Raw genomic sequence first — 20,784 nt, 5'->3', positions numbered from 1 at the left:
AACGTTGGACAATTGAATGAAATAAGAGAGGAAGTATGTAATATAGTGTTGCTAAAACATAAACTATGTTCACTACAAAGTACAACCCTCTTCAAATTCTTTCGATTGGTCAAGAAGTAATTGCATTGGAAAGTTATGGGAAGTATCAAAAAGATAGCCAGACAATACAAAATTATTCGTAGCACTTGTTATAATTACAAGCAGATAGTGTCATTTTTATTAGAGAAATGGGGTTTGCTGGTCAAAAAGGAATGCCCCCTGTTAGAATGGGAATAGAGTTGCTCATTCTTCAGGAGTACCTGCTTCATCATTCAAGCGTTAGTGGTATTATAAAATCGCTTCGACTTCGTGGATTAGGCGTGGGCAAAGGAGAAGTATCCGGTGTTATTCGCAAATTTGGTTCGGTTCTTCCCGCCTACGACACCTTGCCTCATGAGCTTACTGTTTATTTGGCAATAGACGAAACCTTTGAGGGGACTATTCCCTATTTAGTGATGATAGATAGCCGGACAGGCTACATATTATGCTTGGTGAAGGCAGATAACCGTAAATCGGAAACTTGGACTGGCTACTTGAAGTCTATTTTGGGGGATAGTGATTTGAAACGACTGAACATTTGTGCAGACTTTGCCACTCAAATTGGGTCGAGTTTAAAAGGGTTAGACCTTGTATTTTATGGCGATTTATTTCATTATTATCATGTCATCAGCAAGGAGCTTGTTCGTCTAAAGAATAAGTTCAAAAAAGCCTTTTCGACTTGGGAGGAATCCGAAAAAGTCTTGCGTCAGGCACAGAAAGCATTGGACGAACAACTGATCCCCGCCACGAAAAACAAAGAAGCGGTACAAACGGCTATTCGAGAAGTAAAGAATGCTCGAAACCAAGCCAATTTAGCGATGCAACAGTACGATAACGCTCAATTTTTATTGCAGGAAAGCCAAAACGCCTTTGCCTTTTTTGATGAACATGGCAAGTGGGTTACCCACCTGCAAGCACGACAAATACTGAAAACTGTTTGTCAACTATTCAGAGAAATACCCGATAAGCAATTGCAAAAATCCGTTGACTTCTTTGAAAAACAAATACCTGCCGCAACCCAATATATTGCCGATATAGAAACCGAAGTGATGGACTTGCTTACGCCGGAAACAACTTGCGACCGGAACATCGCTTTTCTGTGGCAGGTAGAGGCTTGTATCTGCAAGCATCAGCACAAGACACGGTGTTGTAAACAAAATGCCCATCAAGTTTATCACCAACAGCAAGCCGAACAATGGAAAACGATGCTCATCCAACAAATCGGAGCAGAAAGAGCACAAACTATGTTGCAAAAATTACAATTACTTTTAACGTGAGGTTGGAATTAAATTTAGATAAATAATACAACAAGGCTGCCACAAATATAAGATAAGACGGTCGTGTTTTTTCTTCTATATTATAGATATTTAAGCGACATTGACCAAATCTGTTGGCATAAACCCGTCTGCGAATTGAGTATTAAAAATTGAATCGGGCGATTTTCGTACCAATTTAATAACTGTTTTGACCGTAAAACGCGTATTACAGAGTATTTTGAGGTCTAAAATGCTAAAGTTAGGGTTATTGTATTTAACCTGATATTGTGCCTGCAAAATTTTAGCCGTCAAGGTAGCGGTAAAGCATAGATTAACAAAATTGGTCAGATTTTTCGAGGTGTAGTTTTTGAAATCGGATAGTCCGAAAAATTGTTTGGCATCCCGAAAGTCAAACTCAATCTGAAAACGCAAACTATAATAATCTATCATAGTTTGCCAGTCGAGGTTAGGGTCGGTGGTGCAAAATTTAGAGAAGGCTACTTTTTGGGTTTTCAAATTGGTTATTTTTACTATCCCCACATTTAACAGGTTTTTGCTTAAGGATTTGTTGTAACAGGGCAGTTGCCATATCTGAGTAAGGAGACCATTTTCGGTTTTGGTGTCTTTCAGTTCTTGGTTATCAAGGTTGTTCAAATCTACTTTTTCTCCGTATTTTTTGGGTCTTCCCCGATGTTTTGGGGCTACTGGGTCTGAGTAGGCATAGACGAGGGCGGCATTTACAGGCAAACGGGTAATCAGGTGAAGTCCGGTCTTTGTTACCGCAGAGAAATAATCTGCCGAGGCATAAGCACAGTCTGCTACCATATAGGTCAGGTTGATGCCCGGTAAGCACGAAAGCAACTTGTTTAACAAGGCGGTGAATGCCCGAAAGGATGCCGTAGGATTGGGCTGCTTGGGTCGGTTTTTGCTGCCTTGCTTCCTGCCACGAACCAAACATCTGCCTTCGGCACTGCGCTTGCCAGCTAATGCCTTCTTTTTCTGTTCCGCTATCCGCTTCCTGTCCCCCTCTGTCTGTACGACTTGCTCTACCACCATCGGATATGATTTCCGTTTCCCCACAGCTATCAGAGAAGCACAAAAAAACAAATCCCGAATATGGGGCATTTCTGAATGCTGCTCCAAAACTTCGACAAACCATAGGTCTTGTCCCGACTTTTCCCTTCTACCACTTCGTCTATGGCTATAATATAATTCTCCTCCGGTTGATACACCCACTTCAAAAACAACTTCATACGAATGCGCTCCCACAGGTAGTCCTCTGACATAAAACGAAACCAAGTGCGAACAGAGTAGTTACTATAGCGGCATAAACTCCGTACACTTACTCCATATCGAATACACATAAAACAGTACAGAAAATCCCTTAATTGTAATATCTTTGCTACTGACAGGATGTCTTTATATAACTCTAAAGGCAGAATGTTGGGAGGCATATACTTTGATTTTGGGTTTGCAATTCGCAAAATTACAAAGATATCGCCTCCCTTCTTTTTTTTAATGTGTGGCAGCCATGTTGATAATAGTTGGGAATAGAAAAAAGAGGTTGTGGTTGATATAATTTTGAGTTTGGAAAAAAAATCACCAACCAACAACCCCTCTATTCTTTATGCTTCTTGTTATAACAAACAAACTGGTATCGTTGTACATAGAGATTGACGATTTATTGCTTGACTATACTAACTGCAATCAATCACACTGTATTTTGGGTCATAAACCTCGGGGACGAAAGCTTGGTTTAAGTCCATCGGAAATAGCCACAATTCTTGTATTTTACCAATTATCCGGTTACAAAACTTTTCAATACTACTATGAACAACTCATTTTGGGCGAATTTAACCATTATTTTCCAAAAGCACCTGGCTATAAGCACTTTTTATCATTGATACACAAATGCTTGCCGGTATTAGTGCTTTGGATGTTACGTTCATGTGAAAAAGCCCTCAAAACAGGCTGTTACTTCATAGACGCAACCAAATTACCGGTATGCCATATACATCGTCAAAGCCAAAATCGGGTGTTTAAAGACATCGCTGCCAAAGGTAAGACCTCCACAGGTTGGTTCTTTGGCTTGAAGTTGCATTTAGTCATCAACCAATTCGGAGAAATTGTTAAGTTTGCGCTTACTGCTGGAAATGTGGCAGACAATAACCACAACTTGCTGCGCTATCTGTTGGGCAACTTGCAGGGCAAATGTGCAGCAGACAAAGGCTATTACACCAAACTCTTTGACGAATTTGTTAAACAAGGTTTACAGCTTATCCTAAAACCAAAGAAGAACCGTAAAAATCAATATCCCGCTTTGCCTAAAGATGTCTCTCTCAGTAAAAAAAGAGCATTGATTGAATCGGTAAATGATATTCTGAAAACAGTTTGCAATTTAGAACACACAAGACATCGCAAACCGGAAAACGCAGCTACACATTTTATGGCTGCTCTAATTGCCTATCAACACTTAGATAAAAAACCATCTGTTTTTATCCCCAACGAAAATAATTACACAAACACCATCCAATTTGTTGCTTAATATCACTTAATCCCTTGTAAAATAAGACTCCAATTTCCAACCTCACGTTACTTTTAACAAAAGCCAATCGCTCCTCTTCCATGATAGAAACCACTAACAGTCGCCTTAAACCTTTCTTACAGGCAGGAAGAGGGCAAATCAACCAAGAACGGTTAAATATTATACGACACTTTCTTAACCACAGCCCTTATGAGCGTAGCAGAGTAGATGACCACAAAAGATTTTCTCCATACCAACTCTTTTATCAGCAAAAAAACTATAAAAGCAACTGGTATAACTGTCTTCCAAAAGAGTTGATGAATAAATCAGCTTAGATTTGTTCGATGGTGATTTGTAATTAAAATAAATGACTGCCCGTAAACTATTGGCTGGGACTATCAGTACGTTTTTATAAACTGTCCAACATAAAAGGAGCGTTTTAGGGACACGCCGTTTCAGGAAATTCGTTTGTCGTTATTCTTCTTAGTCAAACATACTAAACCGCCAATTTGTTGGTTAGATTATCAGGCACTTGATTATGTTTATTGTCTATGGTGTTTAAGCTTCAATATATTGGCAGGGTTTCAGCAATTTTGTGTTTGATGTATTGTGGACAATCTTTGTTTTTAGGGCGGTATTATTGATAGCTCAAATTCAGAATCCCGATATTTCTTATATCCAAGCCGGTTGGCAACAACAACAATTTAAAGGATTGACTCAATATATGCAGTTTCATAACACAACTGCTACAAATCTTCCTTACCACCAACATTATGTTTACGATCCTTTTGGAAGTTCTGCTGAAACTTTTTCCACAATTCATATCGAAGCGAGATATTACATCAATCGCCGTAGTTTTTTAATGGTAAACCTTCCGTTCGCCTTCAATGAACGAATAACCTCCGATACGTTGAACATGAATGAAAATGGTTTGGGGGATTTAATTTTGTCCGGAGGGTATCAATTGTATAATTCCAAATTGTTTAAACCTGATGCAAAATTGAAACATATTGTTATACTTCAGGGAGGTGTCAGAGTTCCGACAGGAGTTTCCGACCGTTTTAACGAAATCAATGAAGCAGAACCGCATAGTTTACCGGGTTACGGAAGTATTGGATTTTTGTTTTCAGGTTTATACTGGTTGGAAGTTGAAGGGTTTCAGTTGGGCTTGTCGGGCTATTATACGCTTAACCGGGAAAATAAATATACGTATCGTTTTGGAAACCTGATTCAATCAAACCTGCAGGTGCGTTATCACTTGCCGTTTGTTTCTGTATTTGATGCAATTCCCCAAACAGGACTAATCTGGTTATCGCAAAATCAGGATTATATGAACGACCGGCCATCTCCTGAATATAATGAAGTTTCACGCACCATTTTTTATGTGGGGGCTACTGTTCAAAAAGGAAAACTACAAGCCGAATTTAACTATCATTTACCGTTATCAGCTAAAGTGGAAGGTCCGCAAATTGATTTTAAATCACAATGGCAATTACGGTTTCAGTATAATATTCCACAGCGGGAAGCCAAAAAAATATTGCCCAATCGCAGTGGCTTGTAACCAAAGTTACTTTTCTACCCGTGAAAAAATTGTATCTTGTGTAAAATTCTGACTTCACTACAAACTAACCAAGTTTTAACCAAATCTAAATCATGCAAAAGTTTTATTGGCTGATATCTGTTCTGATTTTATCTGTTTTAACAAGTATGTCTGCTTGTGACGAAACAAGTGAACCGGATCATAATTTGACGTTTAAAGTAAATCCGTTAGTTAACGGTCAGTCTTTTAAGTTAAATACGGATTATATTTCTCCGGAAAATCAACGATTTAAATATGAAAAATTCGCCTTTTACCTGAGCAAGGTCAAATTGATTAAATCGGATGGAACGGAGCATCAGATTTCTGAGGTCTTATGGTATAATTTGGGAAACCCAGAAACCGTAAAAATTATGTTGCCTGAAGGTGACTATACTGCCCTACAATTCAGTATCGGATTAGATGAAATCATGAATGCATCCGATCCGGCTACTTTTGCAGAGGAACACCCTTTGAGTTATTCCCAAAACAATTATTGGACATGGGCAAGTAAGTATATTTTTGCCAAATTAGAAGGCAGATGTGATAATAACCCCGACGGTGAGTCTTATGAAAGTGCTTTTTCTTATCATTTGGGATTGGACACGCTCTACCGGGAAAAAGCCGTTTCCCGAAATATCAATATCAGCAATTCTGAAATTGTCAATCTCGATTTAAAAGTCAATGTCGAAAAGATTTTTGAAAATATTGACATTGTTACAGACAAACAAACCCATTCCACTTCTAACTTTGAACTTGCGGAGCAGATTATGAACAATTTTATGGACGCTATCGAGTAAAACTTTTTATGCTTTCGACCGAACTTAAACCTATTTTTTTAAAAATCAGACGCTATTGTGCCCAGTCGGAACGATGTCAAAAAGAAGTTAGCGACAAATTAAAACAATGGGGTTTAAGTGATGAAGAGATAGAAGTTTATATAGAATTGTTAGTTGCCGAAAATTTTATAGATCATCTTCGATACAGCAACTTTTTTGCTTCCGATAAATTCAGATTTCAAAAATGGGGAAGATTAAAAATTATTCATGCGTTAAAAGCTAAAGGAATTTCTTCCCCAGATTATGAATCAGCCATCAGAACTCAAATTGACGAGGGGGAATATTTACAAACGCTTGAATTACTGACCGTTAAAAAGTTGGAATTGCTGTCTGATATCAGCCAAATATTACCTAAAAAGCAAAAACTGCTACAATATCTGCTGCAAAAAGGATACGAACCTGAATTAATTCACAAAACAATCAGGTCTTTTTTGCCTTAAAATTGTGAGTTCATAAACCTGAATGGTGATTTTTAACTAGAATCTTTCTAATTATCGGTTTTGTAATATCTCCTCCAATTTTACAGCCCTTGTAGTCTAAACTGATGACACTACCCTCAATTTTAGGTTATCCATCTCCGGTTTTTGCTTATACTTTTGGATTGATTTTAAAAAAAAGGTAAATTTTACTCAAAATAAATTTCAATTGTATTCGAAAAAATGTCAATTAAAAAGTTGGAAATTGTATTTTGATTCAGTTTGAATCACCTTTGCTTAAGTTTGAATCACCTTTGCTTAAGTTTCAATCACCTTTGATTCAGTTTCATTCACCTTTGCTTAAGTTTGAATCACCTTTGCTTAAGTTTCATTCACCTTTGCTTAAGTTTCATTCACCTTTGCTTAAGTTTCATTCACCTTTGATTCAGTTTCATTCACCTTTGCTTAAGTTTCATTCACCTTTGATTCAGTTTCATTCACCTTTGATTCAGTTTGAATCACCTTTGATTCAGTTTCATTCACCTTTGAATTGGTTTGGTGCTCCTTTAATATCAATTACAGGTTATGGACAAAAAAAGAAGCCTGTTTTAAAAGTAACTCCGGCATATTTCAAGACCTGTAAACCTTTTTATCTTATTAACCGGGCAAGAAATTAAAAGTGAAAAACTAAAAGTGCTATAAACCTGATTACTTCACTTTAATTAACATGACGTTGGAATTAAATCAGGCAAGATCAAATGAGCAACCGGTATGGTTAATATACCGGTTGCTCTTTCTTTCATCTTTATCTCATACTGTATATTGCCGGTTAATCATGGCAATTTGAACGTTTACCGCACCACCATCAACTTAATCTGCTGCGTTTCGCCATTTGCAGTCCGCAAAACAGCGTAGTAAATACCTGATGGAAGCGGATTCATATCAAAGCTGAGCTGGTTCGAAGTTCCACCCTCGGCCTTTCCGTCAAACAAAACACTCACTTCCCGACCATCCGCAGCAAATACTTTGAGCTGAACCTGTTCATCTGTATAAGTGCTAAATTCAATGGTAGTCATGCCGCCTGTCGGGTTTGGATATGCCGTCAGGGTTTCAACGCCGGAAACCTCTGTTTCCGTTTTACCCGGACACGTCAACACCAATACCACCGTGCTCGTTGTTCCTTTGCATCCGTTAGAATCAGTTACCGTAAGGTTGTAAGTACCGCCCATACTTGTCGTTGCGCTGTTTCTTACCGGGTTTTGTAAAGTAGAACTATACAAAGCCGGACCTTGCCATTGATAGGCAACTCCTCCGCTTCCAAACAAAGTAATTTGCGTTCCCGCACATACCGGGCTGTTACTGCTCGCACTTGCTATCGGCAACGGATTGACGGTTATGGTTCTGCTCGCTGTATTTGAACATCCGTTCGAAGCCGTAACCGTTACAGTATAAACGCCCGACATGGCAACCGTTGAGACAACCCTGATGAATGAAGCCGTTGATGCAGTAAATCCTCCCGGACCTGACCATGAGTACGTACTTCCTCCTGATGCTGTTAGACCAATATTCGCACCTGCACAATAAGTGAGCGTGCCTGAAACATTGACCGTAGGTGTTGCCAATACCGATACGTACTTGGTCGCGGTACTCGTACATCCTGCCACACTCGTAACAGTAACCGTATAACTACCCACTGCTGAACTGTTCATGCCTGAACGTTCCATGGTAGCTCCGCTATAGCTAAATCCACCCGGACCGCTCCATGCGTAAGTAGCACCTCCGGTTGCAGTAAGGAATAAAGTACTTCCATTGCAAACGCTGCCTGGACCGGTAATCGAAACAACCGGTTTTGGATTGACCGTTACCGCAATACTCATCGTTGATTTACATCCGCCCGTGCCCGTTACCGTAACCGTATAGGTCCCGCTCATGGCTACGGTCGCATTTGTCCGGTTAATTGTAGCTGTAGTAGCGCTAAATCCGGGACCGCTCCATGCATAGGAGGTTCCTCCCGACGCTGTCAAAGTCAGGGTTGTACCTTGACAAATCACATTGCTTCCCGTAATATTTGCGGTAGGTAATGGATTCACCGTTACGTTTCGGGTAGCAGTTGCAGTACATCCTCCGGCGTTCGTAACCGTTACGGTATATGCTCCGGACATAGCCGGTGTCGCTGACGGACGGGATAAAACAGCCCCTGCTGAACTGTATCCACCCGGACCACTCCATAAGTAAGAAACTCCGCCCGTAGCCGTTAGTGAAATCGTCGTTCCTTCACAATAGGTAAGCGTGCCTGATACTCCGGCCGTAAATGTACTGCCTACGGTAATCGTATGACTTGCAGTAGCCGTACATCCCCCCGCTCCGGTAACAGTAACCGTATAAGTTCCCGCCATAGCAGTAGTTGCCCCGCTTCGGGTCATTGTTGCTGTAAAGGCTGTAAACCCGCCCGGTCCGCTCCATGCGTAGGAAGTCCCGCCTGATGCCGTCAGGGTAATGGTTGAACCGGTACAGAAACCTGTATTCCCTGTAATAGATGCCGTTCCACCGTTGGTGGTAACCGTTACTGACGTAGAAGCAGTACATCCGTTTGCAGATGTTACCGTAACTATATAGTTACCTCCCATCCCAAACGTAACTCCTGTTCTCGTAATAGTTGCAGAGTTTGCAGTATATCCTCCCGGACCGCTCCATGCGTAATTTACGCCTCCGGAAGCCGTCAGGCTTAAGGTTCCTCCCAAACAGGTCGCTGTACTGCCTGTAATAGTCGCAGTTGGAGTTGTTCCGACTGTTACATAAACATCGCCGGTGGATGTGCATCCATTGGTATTGGTAACAGTTACCGTATAAACACCCTCCATACCGGCATTCGCATTGGGACGTAACAAAGTAGCTCCCGAGGAAGTATATCCTCCCGGACCGCTCCAGATGTATGTCGCTCCGCCCGTTGCAGTTAAAGTGATGGGTTGACCGGAACAGGCATCAATAGTGCCGATGATACCAACTACCGGATTCGGATGAACGGTTATATTTGAAGTCAGCATTACACTGCATCCATACAAACTGGTTACCGTTACCACATACAATCCCGACATGGCGGTTGTAACATTCGGAATTACAATATTTGCATTCGTAGAGCTAAATCCGTTAGGCCCGTTCCACAAATAGGTAGCACCGCCAAACGCTGTAATATCTATCGTATTCCCAACGCAAATAGTAGTCATAGTACCCATTAAACTGCCGGAAGGATATACATCAACAATCACATTAGTGCTTGCAGTGGCAGTAAATCCTAAGGCACCCGTAACGGTAACTGTATAAATACCCGACATAGCAGCAGTTGCTCCCGAAATCACCGGATTTTGAGCCAAAGAGGTAAACCCAAGCGGCCCGCTCCACGAATATGACACTCCTCCGCTGGAGAATAACATCAATGTTGCGCCCTCACAAATCGGTGTATTGTCGTCGGCAGTAGCCAATGGACCTACCGAAATCGTGGCATCACAGGTGGATTCATTTCCATTCCCGTCGTTAATCAACAAAGTAGCAAGGTATGCTCCTTCAGCCGTAAAGGTATCGGGAGTAAGTGATACTTCATTGACCGTTCCACAGTTGTCCGTGCTGCCATTATTGACTTGCCCAGTCGTAACAGTAACAGTACTGCCCGGACCAAGCTGCGTATATACATCCTGACAGACTGCGTTGGGGTTAATATCATCCGCAACCGTTACGATTGCCTGACAAGTTGCTTCGTTATTGCTGCTATCGGTAACTGTCAGTGTTACAATATTATTACCCAACTCTGCACAGTTAAATTCGTCCTGACTGATAGTCATTACAAACTCACAGTTATCGTTGCTGCCATTGTTTATATCTGCGGCTGTCAGATAAGCATTCCCATCTCCATCGAGGTAAATGGTAACATCCTGACAAATTGCAGCGGGGTTAACATTGTCTTCCACAGTAACCGTGGTAATACAATCATCGCTGTTTCCATCCGGATCAGTAACCGTAAGCATCACCGTATTATCTCCCAGATGCAAACAACTAAACTCAGTACGGCTTGCACTAAAAGTAATGGAACAATTATCGGTACTTCCACCATCAAGTTCTTCGGGCAATATAGTCGCCTGTCCAAGATTATCGAGTTCGATAGTGATGCTTTGGCAAACTGCCACAGGCATTTCGTCATCTTCAACCGTAACCGTAAAACTACAGGGAGTTGCTATATTACTGCTTCCATCAGATGCGTTGAGCATAACAGTAGTCGTGCCCAGTTTAAATTCTAAAAGCCCGCTGTCTGATCCATTCGCAATACCGGCAAGGTCAGTAGGATTACCCATTACATTACCTGTAAAGGTTGCTCCCCATGTTGCCCCTGTACAATTATCGTTTAATGGATCGGCAATGTTATAAGCACTGCTGCAATCTCCGGTCCCGTTTGAACTTGTCTGAATGATTTGATTTGCCGGACAAGCAAGTACAGGATTTTGAGTATCCGTAACCACTACCGTATATGCACAGGTCGAACTGTTTCCACTTCCGTCAACAACCGTCCACGTAACCAGACTATTGCCCAAGGGGAATACTGCTCCGTTTAGCGTAGCACTGCTGTTAAAGTCATTCACCACGGATGACACCGAGCAATTGTCGTCTGTCAATACAGGGTTAAGACTATTGTCAGGAACGGTATAAGTACATTCGTCAGCATCCGTCGGATAAGAAACCGCAGGGGTCGCGCAGGTAATTGCGGGATTTTGATTGTCAACAACCGTAACAGTATAACTGCAATTTGCACCATTAAGACTTCCGTCAGTAATTGACCAGGTAACAACTGTGTTTCCAAGCGGGAATACTGCGCCGTTCAGCGTAGCCGTATTGTTGAAGTCGTTGGTTACAAAAAGAATACTGCAATTGTCAGAAGTAGCAACAGGGTTGAGCATATTTCCAACGACGGTATAAGTACATAAATTCGGATCTGTATTGTAAGACAAGGCAGGTGTTGCACAGGTAATAACCGGGTTTTGATTGTCCACCACGGTAATCGTATAATTACAGGTAGCAGTTCTGCCGCTGCCATCCGTTACCGTCCAAAGAACAGTAGAATTGCCAAGCGGGAACACAGCGCCATTAAGAGAAGACAATCCGTTGTAATTATTTACAACCAAAGCCACACTGCAATTATCATCGGTTGACACCGGATCTAAAGCTGTTCCGATAACAGTATATGTACAAACTCCCGGATCAGTATTGTAGCTCGATGCCGGAATGGCGCAAACAATCATTGGATTCTGGTTATCCACCACCGTTACAATATAACTGCAGGTAGTAGTATTGCCGCTTCCATCGAGGATTGTCCATACAACAGTAGTAGCTCCCAATGGGAACACTGCACCATTAAGGGTAGATGTTCCGGTAAAATTATTCAGCACAGAGGCAATGCTGCAATTGTCATTGGTAAAAGTGGGGTTCAATCCGTTATTCGGTACTGTATAAGTACATACGCCCGGGTCAGTGTCGTAAGATGCCGCCGGAATTGCACATACAATTTGAGGATCTTCATTGTCGGCAACCGTAACAGTAAAGGTACAAACTATGCCAACATTAGGTGTGGGACTATTGGTATCTGCCGCTGTTACCGTTACCGTGCTGCTGCCCAATCCAAACAAAATGCTGCTCAGGTTCAAGGGGCTTCCGGTATGGTTGGTTGTTCCGATAACCGTCGCACCACTGACAGAGTAGGTAAAATTCAACAATCCGGTAGAGGTGCAATTATCAAGCGCAGTTACCTGTAATCCTGCTATGGAGGTCGTACAATTATATCCGCCGTCATCATCAGTTTCTGCAAACTGTGCAGCAGGACAGACCAACACCGGAGGTGTGTTGTCTAATACGGTAACGGTGAAACTGCAAACCGAAGTGTTGCTGTTGCCATCATTAAAGGTATAGGAAACCGTGGTATCCCCTACCGGGAAAAATGTGCCGGGAGCATGACTGACCAAAGGAACGATAGGCCCGACACAAGCATCGTTTGCGCTCGGAGCCGTCCAGGTTGCCGATTGCGTACAGGTTGTATTACCCGGTCCGGTAGATACGGTAATGTCTGTGGGGCATCCAAACACAAATGGAGGCGTAACATCATCAATAAACAAGTTGAAATTACAACTGTTTGTATTGCCATTGGCATCAGTAGCCGTGAGTACAACGGTATGATTGCCTTCTGCTGTGTAAATTGTACTTGGAACAGGGAATTGTGCCAATCCAATACTGCCCGAACAGTTATCGGTTAAAGTCGCGGCTGAAAAGGCAGGCAAAGCTGCCAGGCATGTCGCATTTAACGGAACTGTCTGTGGTGGAGGACACGTAATCACCGGTGGCGTATTGTCGAATACTGTTACCGTAAAGCTGCAAGTACTGTTGTTGCTGTTTGCATCTGTAAATACGTAAGTAACCGTTGTCGTTCCAAATCCAAACACACTTCCTGAACTGTGGCTCTGTGATGTTAAAGACACAACCCCCGGACAACTATCAGACGCAGTAGGCTCTGTCCAGCTTGCAGTTTGACTACAAACTGGATTACCAATACCGGTATTGACAGTAATAGCACCGGGACATCCCGAAATAACCGGAACGGTATTGTCAATCACCGTAACCGTAAAGCTGCAAACAGAACTATTGCCGTTGCCATCACTGAAGGTATAGCTGACCGTCGTTGTGCCTAAGGCAAATGTAGCTCCCGGAGAATGGGTACTGACCACACTCACTGCCGTACATCCATCAGTAGCGCTCGGTGGAATCCAGGTGGCAGTTTGCGTACAAGTACCATTGCCGGCACCGGTATAAACCGTTATATTTAAAGGACAACCCGCTATCACCGGCGCATTCACATCGTCGAAGTAAACATTAAAGGTGCAAGCGTTCGTATTGCCATTGGCATCGGTTGCAGTCAGGGTAACTACCTGATTGCCCTCGGCAGTATATACCGTACTTGCCGCAGGACTTTGTACTACGCTGATTACACCCGTACAATTATCGTTCGTAGATACTGCTGAATAGGCAGGCATCGTCGCAGAACAGGAAGCGTTCAGATTGACCGTTTGGTCGGCTGGGCAGGTAATTAAGGGTTGAGTATTATCAACCACTACCACGGTAAAACTACAGGTCGAACTGTTGGAATATGCATCCGTAAACACATAACTCACTGTGGTCGAGCCAAATCCAAACAACGCTCCGGGTGCATGACTTCGGGTTGCCCAAAGGACCGGCCCCATACAATTGTCAATTGCAGTCGGCTCTGTCCATGTAGCATTTTGAGAACAATCTGTATCTCCTGCTCCGGTATATACGGTAATCACGCCCGGACAACCCGATATAACAGGTGCCTGCGTATCTAAGACTGTAACGTCAAATGTACAGGAGCTATCGTTGCCATACAGGTCTGTAGCAGTAGCGGTAACCTCTATTGTTCCAACGCCAAAACTGCTGCCCGGTAAATAGTTGTAAGTAATTCCAAAAACACCGCAATTGTCTGTAGCAGTCGCTGCAAAACTCACCTCCTCACTGCAATATCCAAAAGCTGCAGGTACTGTTATATCTGCGGGGCAGGTAATCACCGGATCTTCGTCATCAACAACGGTTACATTAAATATACAATTACTGCTGTTGCCATTCACATCTGTTGCAGTTGCAGTAACTGGAGTCGTACCAACCGAAAAGATACTGCCCGATGCAGGACTGTAAGTAATACCCATCACACTGCAATTGTCAGAAGCTGTTGCGCTATAAGTCACTGCTGTTTCACAAACTCCTGCAGATGCCGGAATTGTTATAGGTGTAGGACAGGTAATCACCGGCAATTGTGTGTCTGTTACTGTTACGGTAAAACTGCAACTGCTGCTGTTGCCAACTAAGTCGGTGGCAGTCGCAGTTACAGTAGTAACGCCTACAAGGAAAGTGCTACCCGATGCAGGGGAATGTACAATGACCGGGGCATTGCAATTATCTGTTGCCGTAGCAGCATAGGTAACTCCTTGCGCACTGCACAAATCCAAATCGGCTGCAACAATCATACCCGATGGACAACTGATCACAGGAACAGTATTGTCTATCACGGTTACCGTAAAGCTGCAAACAGAACTATTGCCGTTGCCATCGCTGAAGGTATAGCTGACCGTCGTTGTGCCTAAGGCAAATGTAGCTCCCGGAGAATGGGTACTGACCACACTCACCGCCGTACATCCGTCTGTCGCACTCGGTGCAGTCCAGGTTGCCGTTTGTGTGCAGGTCAGATTGCCAACTCCCGTATTTACCGTTTGGTTGCTCGGACAACCCGCTATCACCGGTGCATTCACATCGTCAAAGTAAACATTAAAGGTGCAAGCGTTCGTATTGCCATTGGCATCAGTTGCAGTCAGGGTAACTACCTGATTGCCCTCGGCGGTATAAACCGTGCTTGCCGCAGGACTTTGCACTACGCTGATTACACCCGTACAATTATCGCTCGTAGATACCGCAGAATAAGCCGGCATTGTCGCTGAACACGAAGCGTTCAGATTGACCGTTTGGTCGGCTGGGCAGGTAATTAAGGGTTGAGTATTATCAACCACTACCACGGTAAAACTACAGGTCGAACTGTTGGAATATGCATCCGTAAACACATAACTCACTGTGGTCGAGCCAAATCCAAACAACGCTCCGGGTGCATGACTTCGGGTTGCCCAAAGGACCACCCCATACAATTGTCAATTGCAGTCGGCTCTGTCCATGTAGCATTTTGAGAACAATCTGTATCTCCTGCTCCGGTATATACGGTAATCACGCCCGGACAACCCGATATAACAGGTGCCTGCGTATCTAAGACTGTAACGTCAAATGTACAGGAGCTATCGTTGCCATACAGGTCTGTAGCAGTAGCGGTAACCTCTATTGTTCCAACGCCAAAACTGCTGCCCGGTAAATAGTTGTAAGTAATTCCAAAAACACCGCAATTGTCTGTAGCAGTCGCTGCAAAACTCACCTCCTCACTGCAATATCCAAAAGCCGCAGGTACTGTTATATCTGCGGGGCAGGTAATCACCGGATCTTCGTCATCAACAACGGTTACATTAAATATACAATTACTGCTGTTGCCATTCACATCTGTTGCAGTTGCAGTAACTGGAGTCGTACCAACCGAAAAGATACTGCCCGATGCAGGACTGTAAGTAATACCCATCACACTGCAATTGTCAGAAGCTGTTGCGCTATAAGTCACTGCTGTTTCACAAACTCCTGCAGATGCCGGAATTGTTATAGGTGTAGGACAGGTAATCACCGGCAATTGTGTGTCTGTTACTGTTACGGTAAAACTGCAACTGCTGCTGTTGCCAACTAAGTCGGTGGCAGTCGCAGTTACAGTAGTAACGCCTACAAGGAAAGTGCTACCCGATGCAGGGGAATGTACAATGACCGGGGTACTGCAATTATCTGTTGCCGTAGCAGCATAGGTAACTCCTGCCGCACTGCACAAATCTAAATCGGCTGCAACAATCACACCCGATGGACAACTGATCACCGGAACGGTATTGTCAATTACCGAAACCGTAAAGCTGCAAACAGAACTATTGCCGTTGCCATCGCTGAAGGTATAGCTGACCGTCGTTGTGCCCAAAGTAAAGGTCGCTCCGGGGGAATGAGTATTGACCACACTCACCGCCGTACATCCGTCTGTCGCACTCGGTGCAGTCCAGGTTGCCGTTTGTGTGCAGGTCAGATTACCAACTCCCGTATTTACCGTTTGGTTGCTCGGACAACCTGCTATCACCGGCGCATTCACATCATCAAAGTAAACATTAAAGGTGCAAGCGTTCGTATTGCCATTGGCATCGGCTGCAATCAGGGTAACTACCTGATTGCCTTCGGCGGTATATACCGTGCTTGCCGCAGGACTTTGTACTACGCTGATCACACCCGTACAATTATCGCTCGTAGATACCGCAGAATAAGCCGGCATCGTAGCTGAACACGAAGCGTTCAGATTGACCGTTTGGTCGGCTAGGCAGGTAATTAAGGGTTGAGTATTATCAACCACTACCACGGTAAAACTACAGGTCGAACTGTTGGAATATGCATCCGTAAACACATAACTCACCGTGGTCGAACCAAATCCAAACAATGAACCCGGTGCATGACTTCGGGTTGCCCAAAGGACCGGCCCCATACAATTGTCTATCGCAGTCGGCTCTGTCCATGTTGCATTTTGAGAACAATCTGTATCTCCTGCTCCGGTATATACGGTAATCACTCCCGGACAACCCGATATAACAGGTGCCTGCGTATCTAAGACTGTAACGTCAAATGTACAGGAGCTATCGTTGCCATAGATATCTGTAGCAGTAGCAGTAACGTTGGTCGTGCCAATCGCAAAGACACTGCCCGATACAGGGCTATATGTTATTCCCCCTACCCCACAATTGTCCGTAGCAGTAGCGGTAAAAGTAACCGTTGCGGTACAAGTGCCCGAAGCGGCAGGAACGGTAATGTCAGCAGGACAAGTAATCACCGGATCTTCGTCATCAACAACTGTTACGTTGAACGTACAATTACTGCTGTTGCCATTCACATCTGTTGCCGTTGCAGTAACAGGAGTCGTACCAACCGAAAAGATACTGCCCGATTCAGGACTGTAAGTAATACCCATCACACTGCAATTGTCAGAAGCTGTTGCGCTATAAGTCACTGCTGTTTCACAAACTCCTGCCGATGCCGGGATTGTTATATGTGTAGGACAGGTAATCACCGGCAATTGTGTGTCTGTTACTGTTACGGTAAAACTGCAACTGCTGCTGTTGCCAACTAAGTCGGTGGCGGTCGCAGTTACAGTGGTAACGCCTACCGCAAACGTACTTCCGGAGATAGGTGCATGTACAATGACCGGAGTGCTGCAATTATCTGTTGCCGTAGCAGCATAACTAACTCCTGCTGCACTGCACAAATCCAAATCGGCTGCAACAATCACACCCGATGGACAACTGATCACAGGAACGGTATTGTCAATCACCGTAACCGTAAAGCTGCAAACAGAACTATTGCCGTTGCCATCGCTGAAGGTATAGCTGACTGTTGTCGTGCCTAAGGAAAATGTAGCTCCCGGAGAATGGGTACTGACCACACTCACTGCCGTACATCCATCTGTCGCACTCGGTGCAGTCCAGGTTGCCGTTTGTGTGCAGGTCAGATTGCCTACTCCCGTATTTATCGTTTGGTTGCTCGGACAACCCGCTATCACCGGCGCATTCACATCATCAAAGTAAACATTAAAGGTGCAAGCGTTCGTATTGCCATTGGCATCGGTTGCAGTCAGGGTAACTACCTGATTGCCCTCGGCGGTATATACCGTACTTGCCGCAGGACTTTGTACTACGCTGATCACCCCCGTACAATTATCGCTCGTAGATACCGCTGAATAGGCAGGCATCGTCGCTGAACAGGAAACGTTCAGATTGACTGTCTGATCGGCAGGACATACTATTGAAGGTGGTGTATTATCCGTTACGGTTACCGTAAAACTGCAACTTGCCGTTTGTAGGTTGGCGGCTGTAACCGTAAACGTATTGGTCGTAACGCCAACAGGATAGGCAACGACTGAACCTAAACCAGCAGTCTGGGCTGTCGTCGCTCCCGGACAATTGTCTGTGCCAACCGGAGCAGTATAGGTTACTACTGCCGTACAGACCCCCGTTCCGGTATTGACCGAAATATTCGAAGGACAAGTAATAACCGGCAGCTCTGTATCCGTTACTGTTACCGTAAAGCTACAACTTGCCGTTTGTAGGTTGGCAGCTGTAATTGTAAACGTATTGGTTGTAACGCCAACAGGATAGGCAACGCCCGAACCTAACCCAGCAGTCTGGGCTGTCGTCGCTCCGGAACAATTGTCTGTACCAACCGGTACTATATAGGTTACAACAGCACTGCATTGCCCCGCATCGGTATTGACCGAAATATTCGAAGGACAAGTAATGGCAGGTGGTTCAGCATCTGTTACCGTTACCGTAAAGCTGCAATTTGCCGACTGACTGTTCGCAGCAGTTACTACAAAGGTGTTCGTCGTTATTCCTATCGGGAAAATTGAACCGGAACCAAAACCTGTAGTTTGAGTGGTTACTGCTCCGGCACAGTTATCTGTTCCAACAGGTGTTGTATAAATTACCGTTGCACTGCACAGCCCCGCATCGGTATTGACCGAAATATTCGAAGGACAGGTAATGACAGGTAGCTCTGCATCCGTTACTGTTACCGTAAAGCTGCAACTTGCCGACTGACTGTTCGCAGCAGTTACTACAAAGGTATTCGTCGTTGTTCCAATCGGGAAGGCAGAACCGGACGATAATCCGGTGGTTTGCGTCGTTACTGCTCCGGCGCAGTTATCTGTGCCAACAGGTGTTGAATATGTTACCGATGCACTGCATAGCCCCGCATCGGTATTGACCGAAATATTCGAAGGACAGGTTATCACCGGCAATTGTGTGTCTGTTACTGTTACCGTAAAACTGCAACTGCTGCTGTTGCCAACTAAGTCGGTGGCAGTCGCAGTTACAGTAGTAACGCCTACAAGGAAAGTGCTACCCGATGCAGGGGAATGTACAATGACCGGGGTACTGCAATTATCTGTTGCCGTAGCAGCATAGGTAACTCCTGCTGCACTGCACAAATCCAAATCGGCTGCAACAATCATACCCGATGGACAACTGATCACAGGAACAGTATTGTCTATCACGGTTACCGTAAAGCTGCAAACAGAACTATTGCCGTTGCCATCGCTGAAGGTATAGCTGACCGTCGTTGTGCCTAAGGCAAATGTAGCTCCCGGAGAATGGGTACTGACCACACTCACCGCCGTACATCCGTCTGTCGCACTCGGTGCAGTCCAGGTTGCCGTTTGTGTGCAGGTCAGATTGCCAACTCCCGTATTTACCGTTTGGTTGCTCGGACAACCCGCTATCACCGGTGCATTCACATCGTCAAAGTAAACATTAAAGGTGCAAGCGTTCGTATTGCCATTGGCATCAGTTGCAGTCAGGGTAACTACCTGATTGCCCTCGGCGGTATAAACCGTGCTTGCCGCAGGACTTTGCACTACGCTGATTACACCCGTACAATTATCGCTCGTAGATACCGCAGAATAAGCCGGCATTGTCGCTGAACACGAAGCGTTCAGATTGACCGTTTGGTCGGCTGGGCAGGTAATTAAGGGTTGAGTATTATCAACCACTACCACGGTAAAACTACAGGTCGAACTGTTGGAATATGCATCCGTAAACACATAACTCACTGTGGTCGAGCCAAATCCAAACAACGCTCCGGGTGCATGACTTCGGGTTGCCCAAAGGACCGGCCCCATACAATTGTCAATTGCAGTCGGCTCTGTCCATGTAGCATTTTGAGAACAATCTGTATCTCCTGCTCCGGTATATACGGTAATCACGCCCGGACAACCCGATATAACAGGTGCCTGCGTATCTAAGACTGTAACGTCAAATGTACAGGAGCTATCGTTGCCATACAGGTCTGTAGCAGTAGCGGTAACCTCTATTGTTCCAACGCCAAAACTGCTGCCCGGTAAATAGTTGTAAGTAATTCCAAAAACACCGCAATTGTCTGTAGCAGTCGCTGCAAAACTCACCTCCTCACTGCAATATCCAAAAGCCGCAGGTACTGTTATATCTGCGGGGCAGGTAATCACCGGATCTTCGTCATCAACAACGGTTACATTAAATATACAATTACTGCTGTTGCCATTCACATCTGTTGCAGTTGCAGTAACTGGAGTCGTACCAACCGAAAAGATACTGCCCGATGCAGGACTGTAAGTAATACCCATCACACTGCAATTGTCAGAAGCTGTTGCGCTATAAGTCACTGCTGTTTCACAAACTCCTGCAGATGCCGGAATTGTTATAGGTGTAGGACAGGTAATCACCGGCAATTGTGTGTCTGTTACTGTTACGGTAAAACTGCAACTGCTGCTGTTGCCAACTAAGTCGGTGGCAGTCGCAGTTACAGTAGTAACGCCTACAAGGAAAGTGCTACCCGATGCAGGGGAATGTACAATGAC

Annotated in this window: 10 protein-coding genes and 11 pseudogenes; 6 read left to right on the top strand and 15 right to left on the bottom strand. The window is 44.3% G+C overall.

Translation table 11 applies throughout. The features are described 5' to 3' along the window. The first annotated feature begins 251 nt into the window (after positions 1-251). Positions 252-1,355, top strand: a complete 1,104-nt coding sequence (locus IPM47_11950) for a hypothetical protein (protein ID QQS27597.1) — start codon at positions 252-254, stop codon at positions 1,353-1,355. A 90-nt stretch (positions 1,356-1,445) separates the two neighbouring features. Here IPM47_11950 and IPM47_11945 read toward each other — a convergent pair whose 3' ends face one another. Both IPM47_11945 and IPM47_11940 read right to left on the bottom strand, forming a co-directional pair. Next, positions 1,446-2,459: a transposase gene (locus IPM47_11945; GenBank protein QQS27596.1), complete on the bottom strand. Its 1,014-nt coding sequence runs from the start codon at positions 2,457-2,459 to the stop codon at positions 1,446-1,448. Continuing rightward, positions 2,420-2,788: a hypothetical protein gene (locus IPM47_11940; GenBank protein QQS27595.1), complete on the bottom strand. Its 369-nt coding sequence runs from the start codon at positions 2,786-2,788 to the stop codon at positions 2,420-2,422. Before IPM47_11940 ends, IPM47_11945 begins: the two co-directional genes overlap by 40 nt. A 173-nt stretch (positions 2,789-2,961) precedes the next feature. Here IPM47_11940 and IPM47_11935 point away from each other — a divergent pair, with 173 nt between their 5' ends. The 5 genes from IPM47_11935 (at position 2,962) to IPM47_11915 (ending at position 6,713) form a co-directional block, all read left to right on the top strand. Next, positions 2,962-3,879, top strand: a complete 918-nt coding sequence (locus tag IPM47_11935) for an IS982 family transposase (protein ID QQS27594.1) — start codon at positions 2,962-2,964, stop codon at positions 3,877-3,879. 80 nt (positions 3,880-3,959) lie between these two features. Continuing rightward, on the top strand, positions 3,960-4,193 hold the full coding sequence (locus tag IPM47_11930) for a hypothetical protein (GenBank protein ID QQS27593.1): 234 nt from the start codon (positions 3,960-3,962) through the stop codon (positions 4,191-4,193). Between the two features lie 272 nt (positions 4,194-4,465). Continuing rightward, positions 4,466-5,419, top strand: coding sequence for a transporter (locus tag IPM47_11925; GenBank protein QQS27592.1), 954 nt, complete (start codon positions 4,466-4,468; stop codon positions 5,417-5,419). Between the two features lie 92 nt (positions 5,420-5,511). Further along, positions 5,512-6,234, top strand: a complete 723-nt coding sequence (locus tag IPM47_11920; GenBank protein QQS27591.1) for a hypothetical protein — start codon at positions 5,512-5,514, stop codon at positions 6,232-6,234. A gap of 8 nt (positions 6,235-6,242) precedes the next feature. Continuing rightward, on the top strand, positions 6,243-6,713 hold the full coding sequence (locus IPM47_11915) for a RecX family transcriptional regulator (GenBank protein ID QQS27590.1): 471 nt from the start codon (positions 6,243-6,245) through the stop codon (positions 6,711-6,713). A gap of 827 nt (positions 6,714-7,540) precedes the next feature. Here IPM47_11915 and IPM47_11910 read toward each other — a convergent pair. The 13 genes and pseudogenes from IPM47_11910 to IPM47_11850 form a co-directional block, all read right to left on the bottom strand. Then, positions 7,541-15,418, bottom strand: coding sequence for an HYR domain-containing protein (locus IPM47_11910; protein ID QQS27589.1), 7,878 nt, complete (start codon positions 15,416-15,418; stop codon positions 7,541-7,543). Then, complete coding sequence (locus tag IPM47_11905; GenBank protein ID QQS31457.1) at positions 15,352-15,903, bottom strand: HYR domain-containing protein; 552 nt, start codon at positions 15,901-15,903, stop codon at positions 15,352-15,354. The genes IPM47_11910 and IPM47_11905 overlap by 67 nt, the downstream gene beginning before the upstream one ends. Positions 15,904-16,020: 117 nt before the next feature. After that, a pseudogene (locus tag IPM47_11900) lies at positions 16,021-16,380 on the bottom strand (HYR domain-containing protein). A 135-nt stretch (positions 16,381-16,515) separates the two neighbouring features. After that, positions 16,516-16,842: pseudogene (locus IPM47_11895) on the bottom strand (HYR domain-containing protein). A gap of 168 nt (positions 16,843-17,010) precedes the next feature. After that, positions 17,011-17,367: pseudogene (locus IPM47_11890) on the bottom strand (HYR domain-containing protein). A gap of 117 nt (positions 17,368-17,484) precedes the next feature. After that, positions 17,485-17,844 (bottom strand): annotated as a pseudogene (locus IPM47_11885) (HYR domain-containing protein). A gap of 135 nt (positions 17,845-17,979) precedes the next feature. Next, positions 17,980-18,198, bottom strand: a pseudogene (locus IPM47_11880) (HYR domain-containing protein). 21 nt (positions 18,199-18,219) lie between these two features. Further along, a pseudogene (locus IPM47_11875) lies at positions 18,220-18,516 on the bottom strand (HYR domain-containing protein). Positions 18,517-18,711: 195 nt separating this feature from the next. Beyond that, positions 18,712-19,035, bottom strand: a pseudogene (locus IPM47_11870) (HYR domain-containing protein). Between the two features lie 168 nt (positions 19,036-19,203). Further along, positions 19,204-19,404, bottom strand: a pseudogene (locus IPM47_11865) (HYR domain-containing protein). A gap of 39 nt (positions 19,405-19,443) precedes the next feature. Then, positions 19,444-19,815: pseudogene (locus IPM47_11860) on the bottom strand (HYR domain-containing protein). Positions 19,816-19,938: 123 nt separating this feature from the next. Then, positions 19,939-20,307 (bottom strand): annotated as a pseudogene (locus IPM47_11855) (HYR domain-containing protein). Positions 20,308-20,430: 123 nt separating this feature from the next. Further along, positions 20,431-20,781: pseudogene (locus tag IPM47_11850) on the bottom strand (HYR domain-containing protein). Positions 20,782-20,784: the final 3 nt, after the last annotated feature.

The sequence above is a fragment of the Sphingobacteriales bacterium genome, from assembly GCA_016700115.1.
Classification (GTDB): Bacteria; Bacteroidota; Bacteroidia; order Chitinophagales; family UBA2359; genus UBA2359.
The sequence above is the reverse complement of the archived record's forward strand: the minus strand, read 5'-3'. Positions and strand labels throughout refer to the sequence as shown.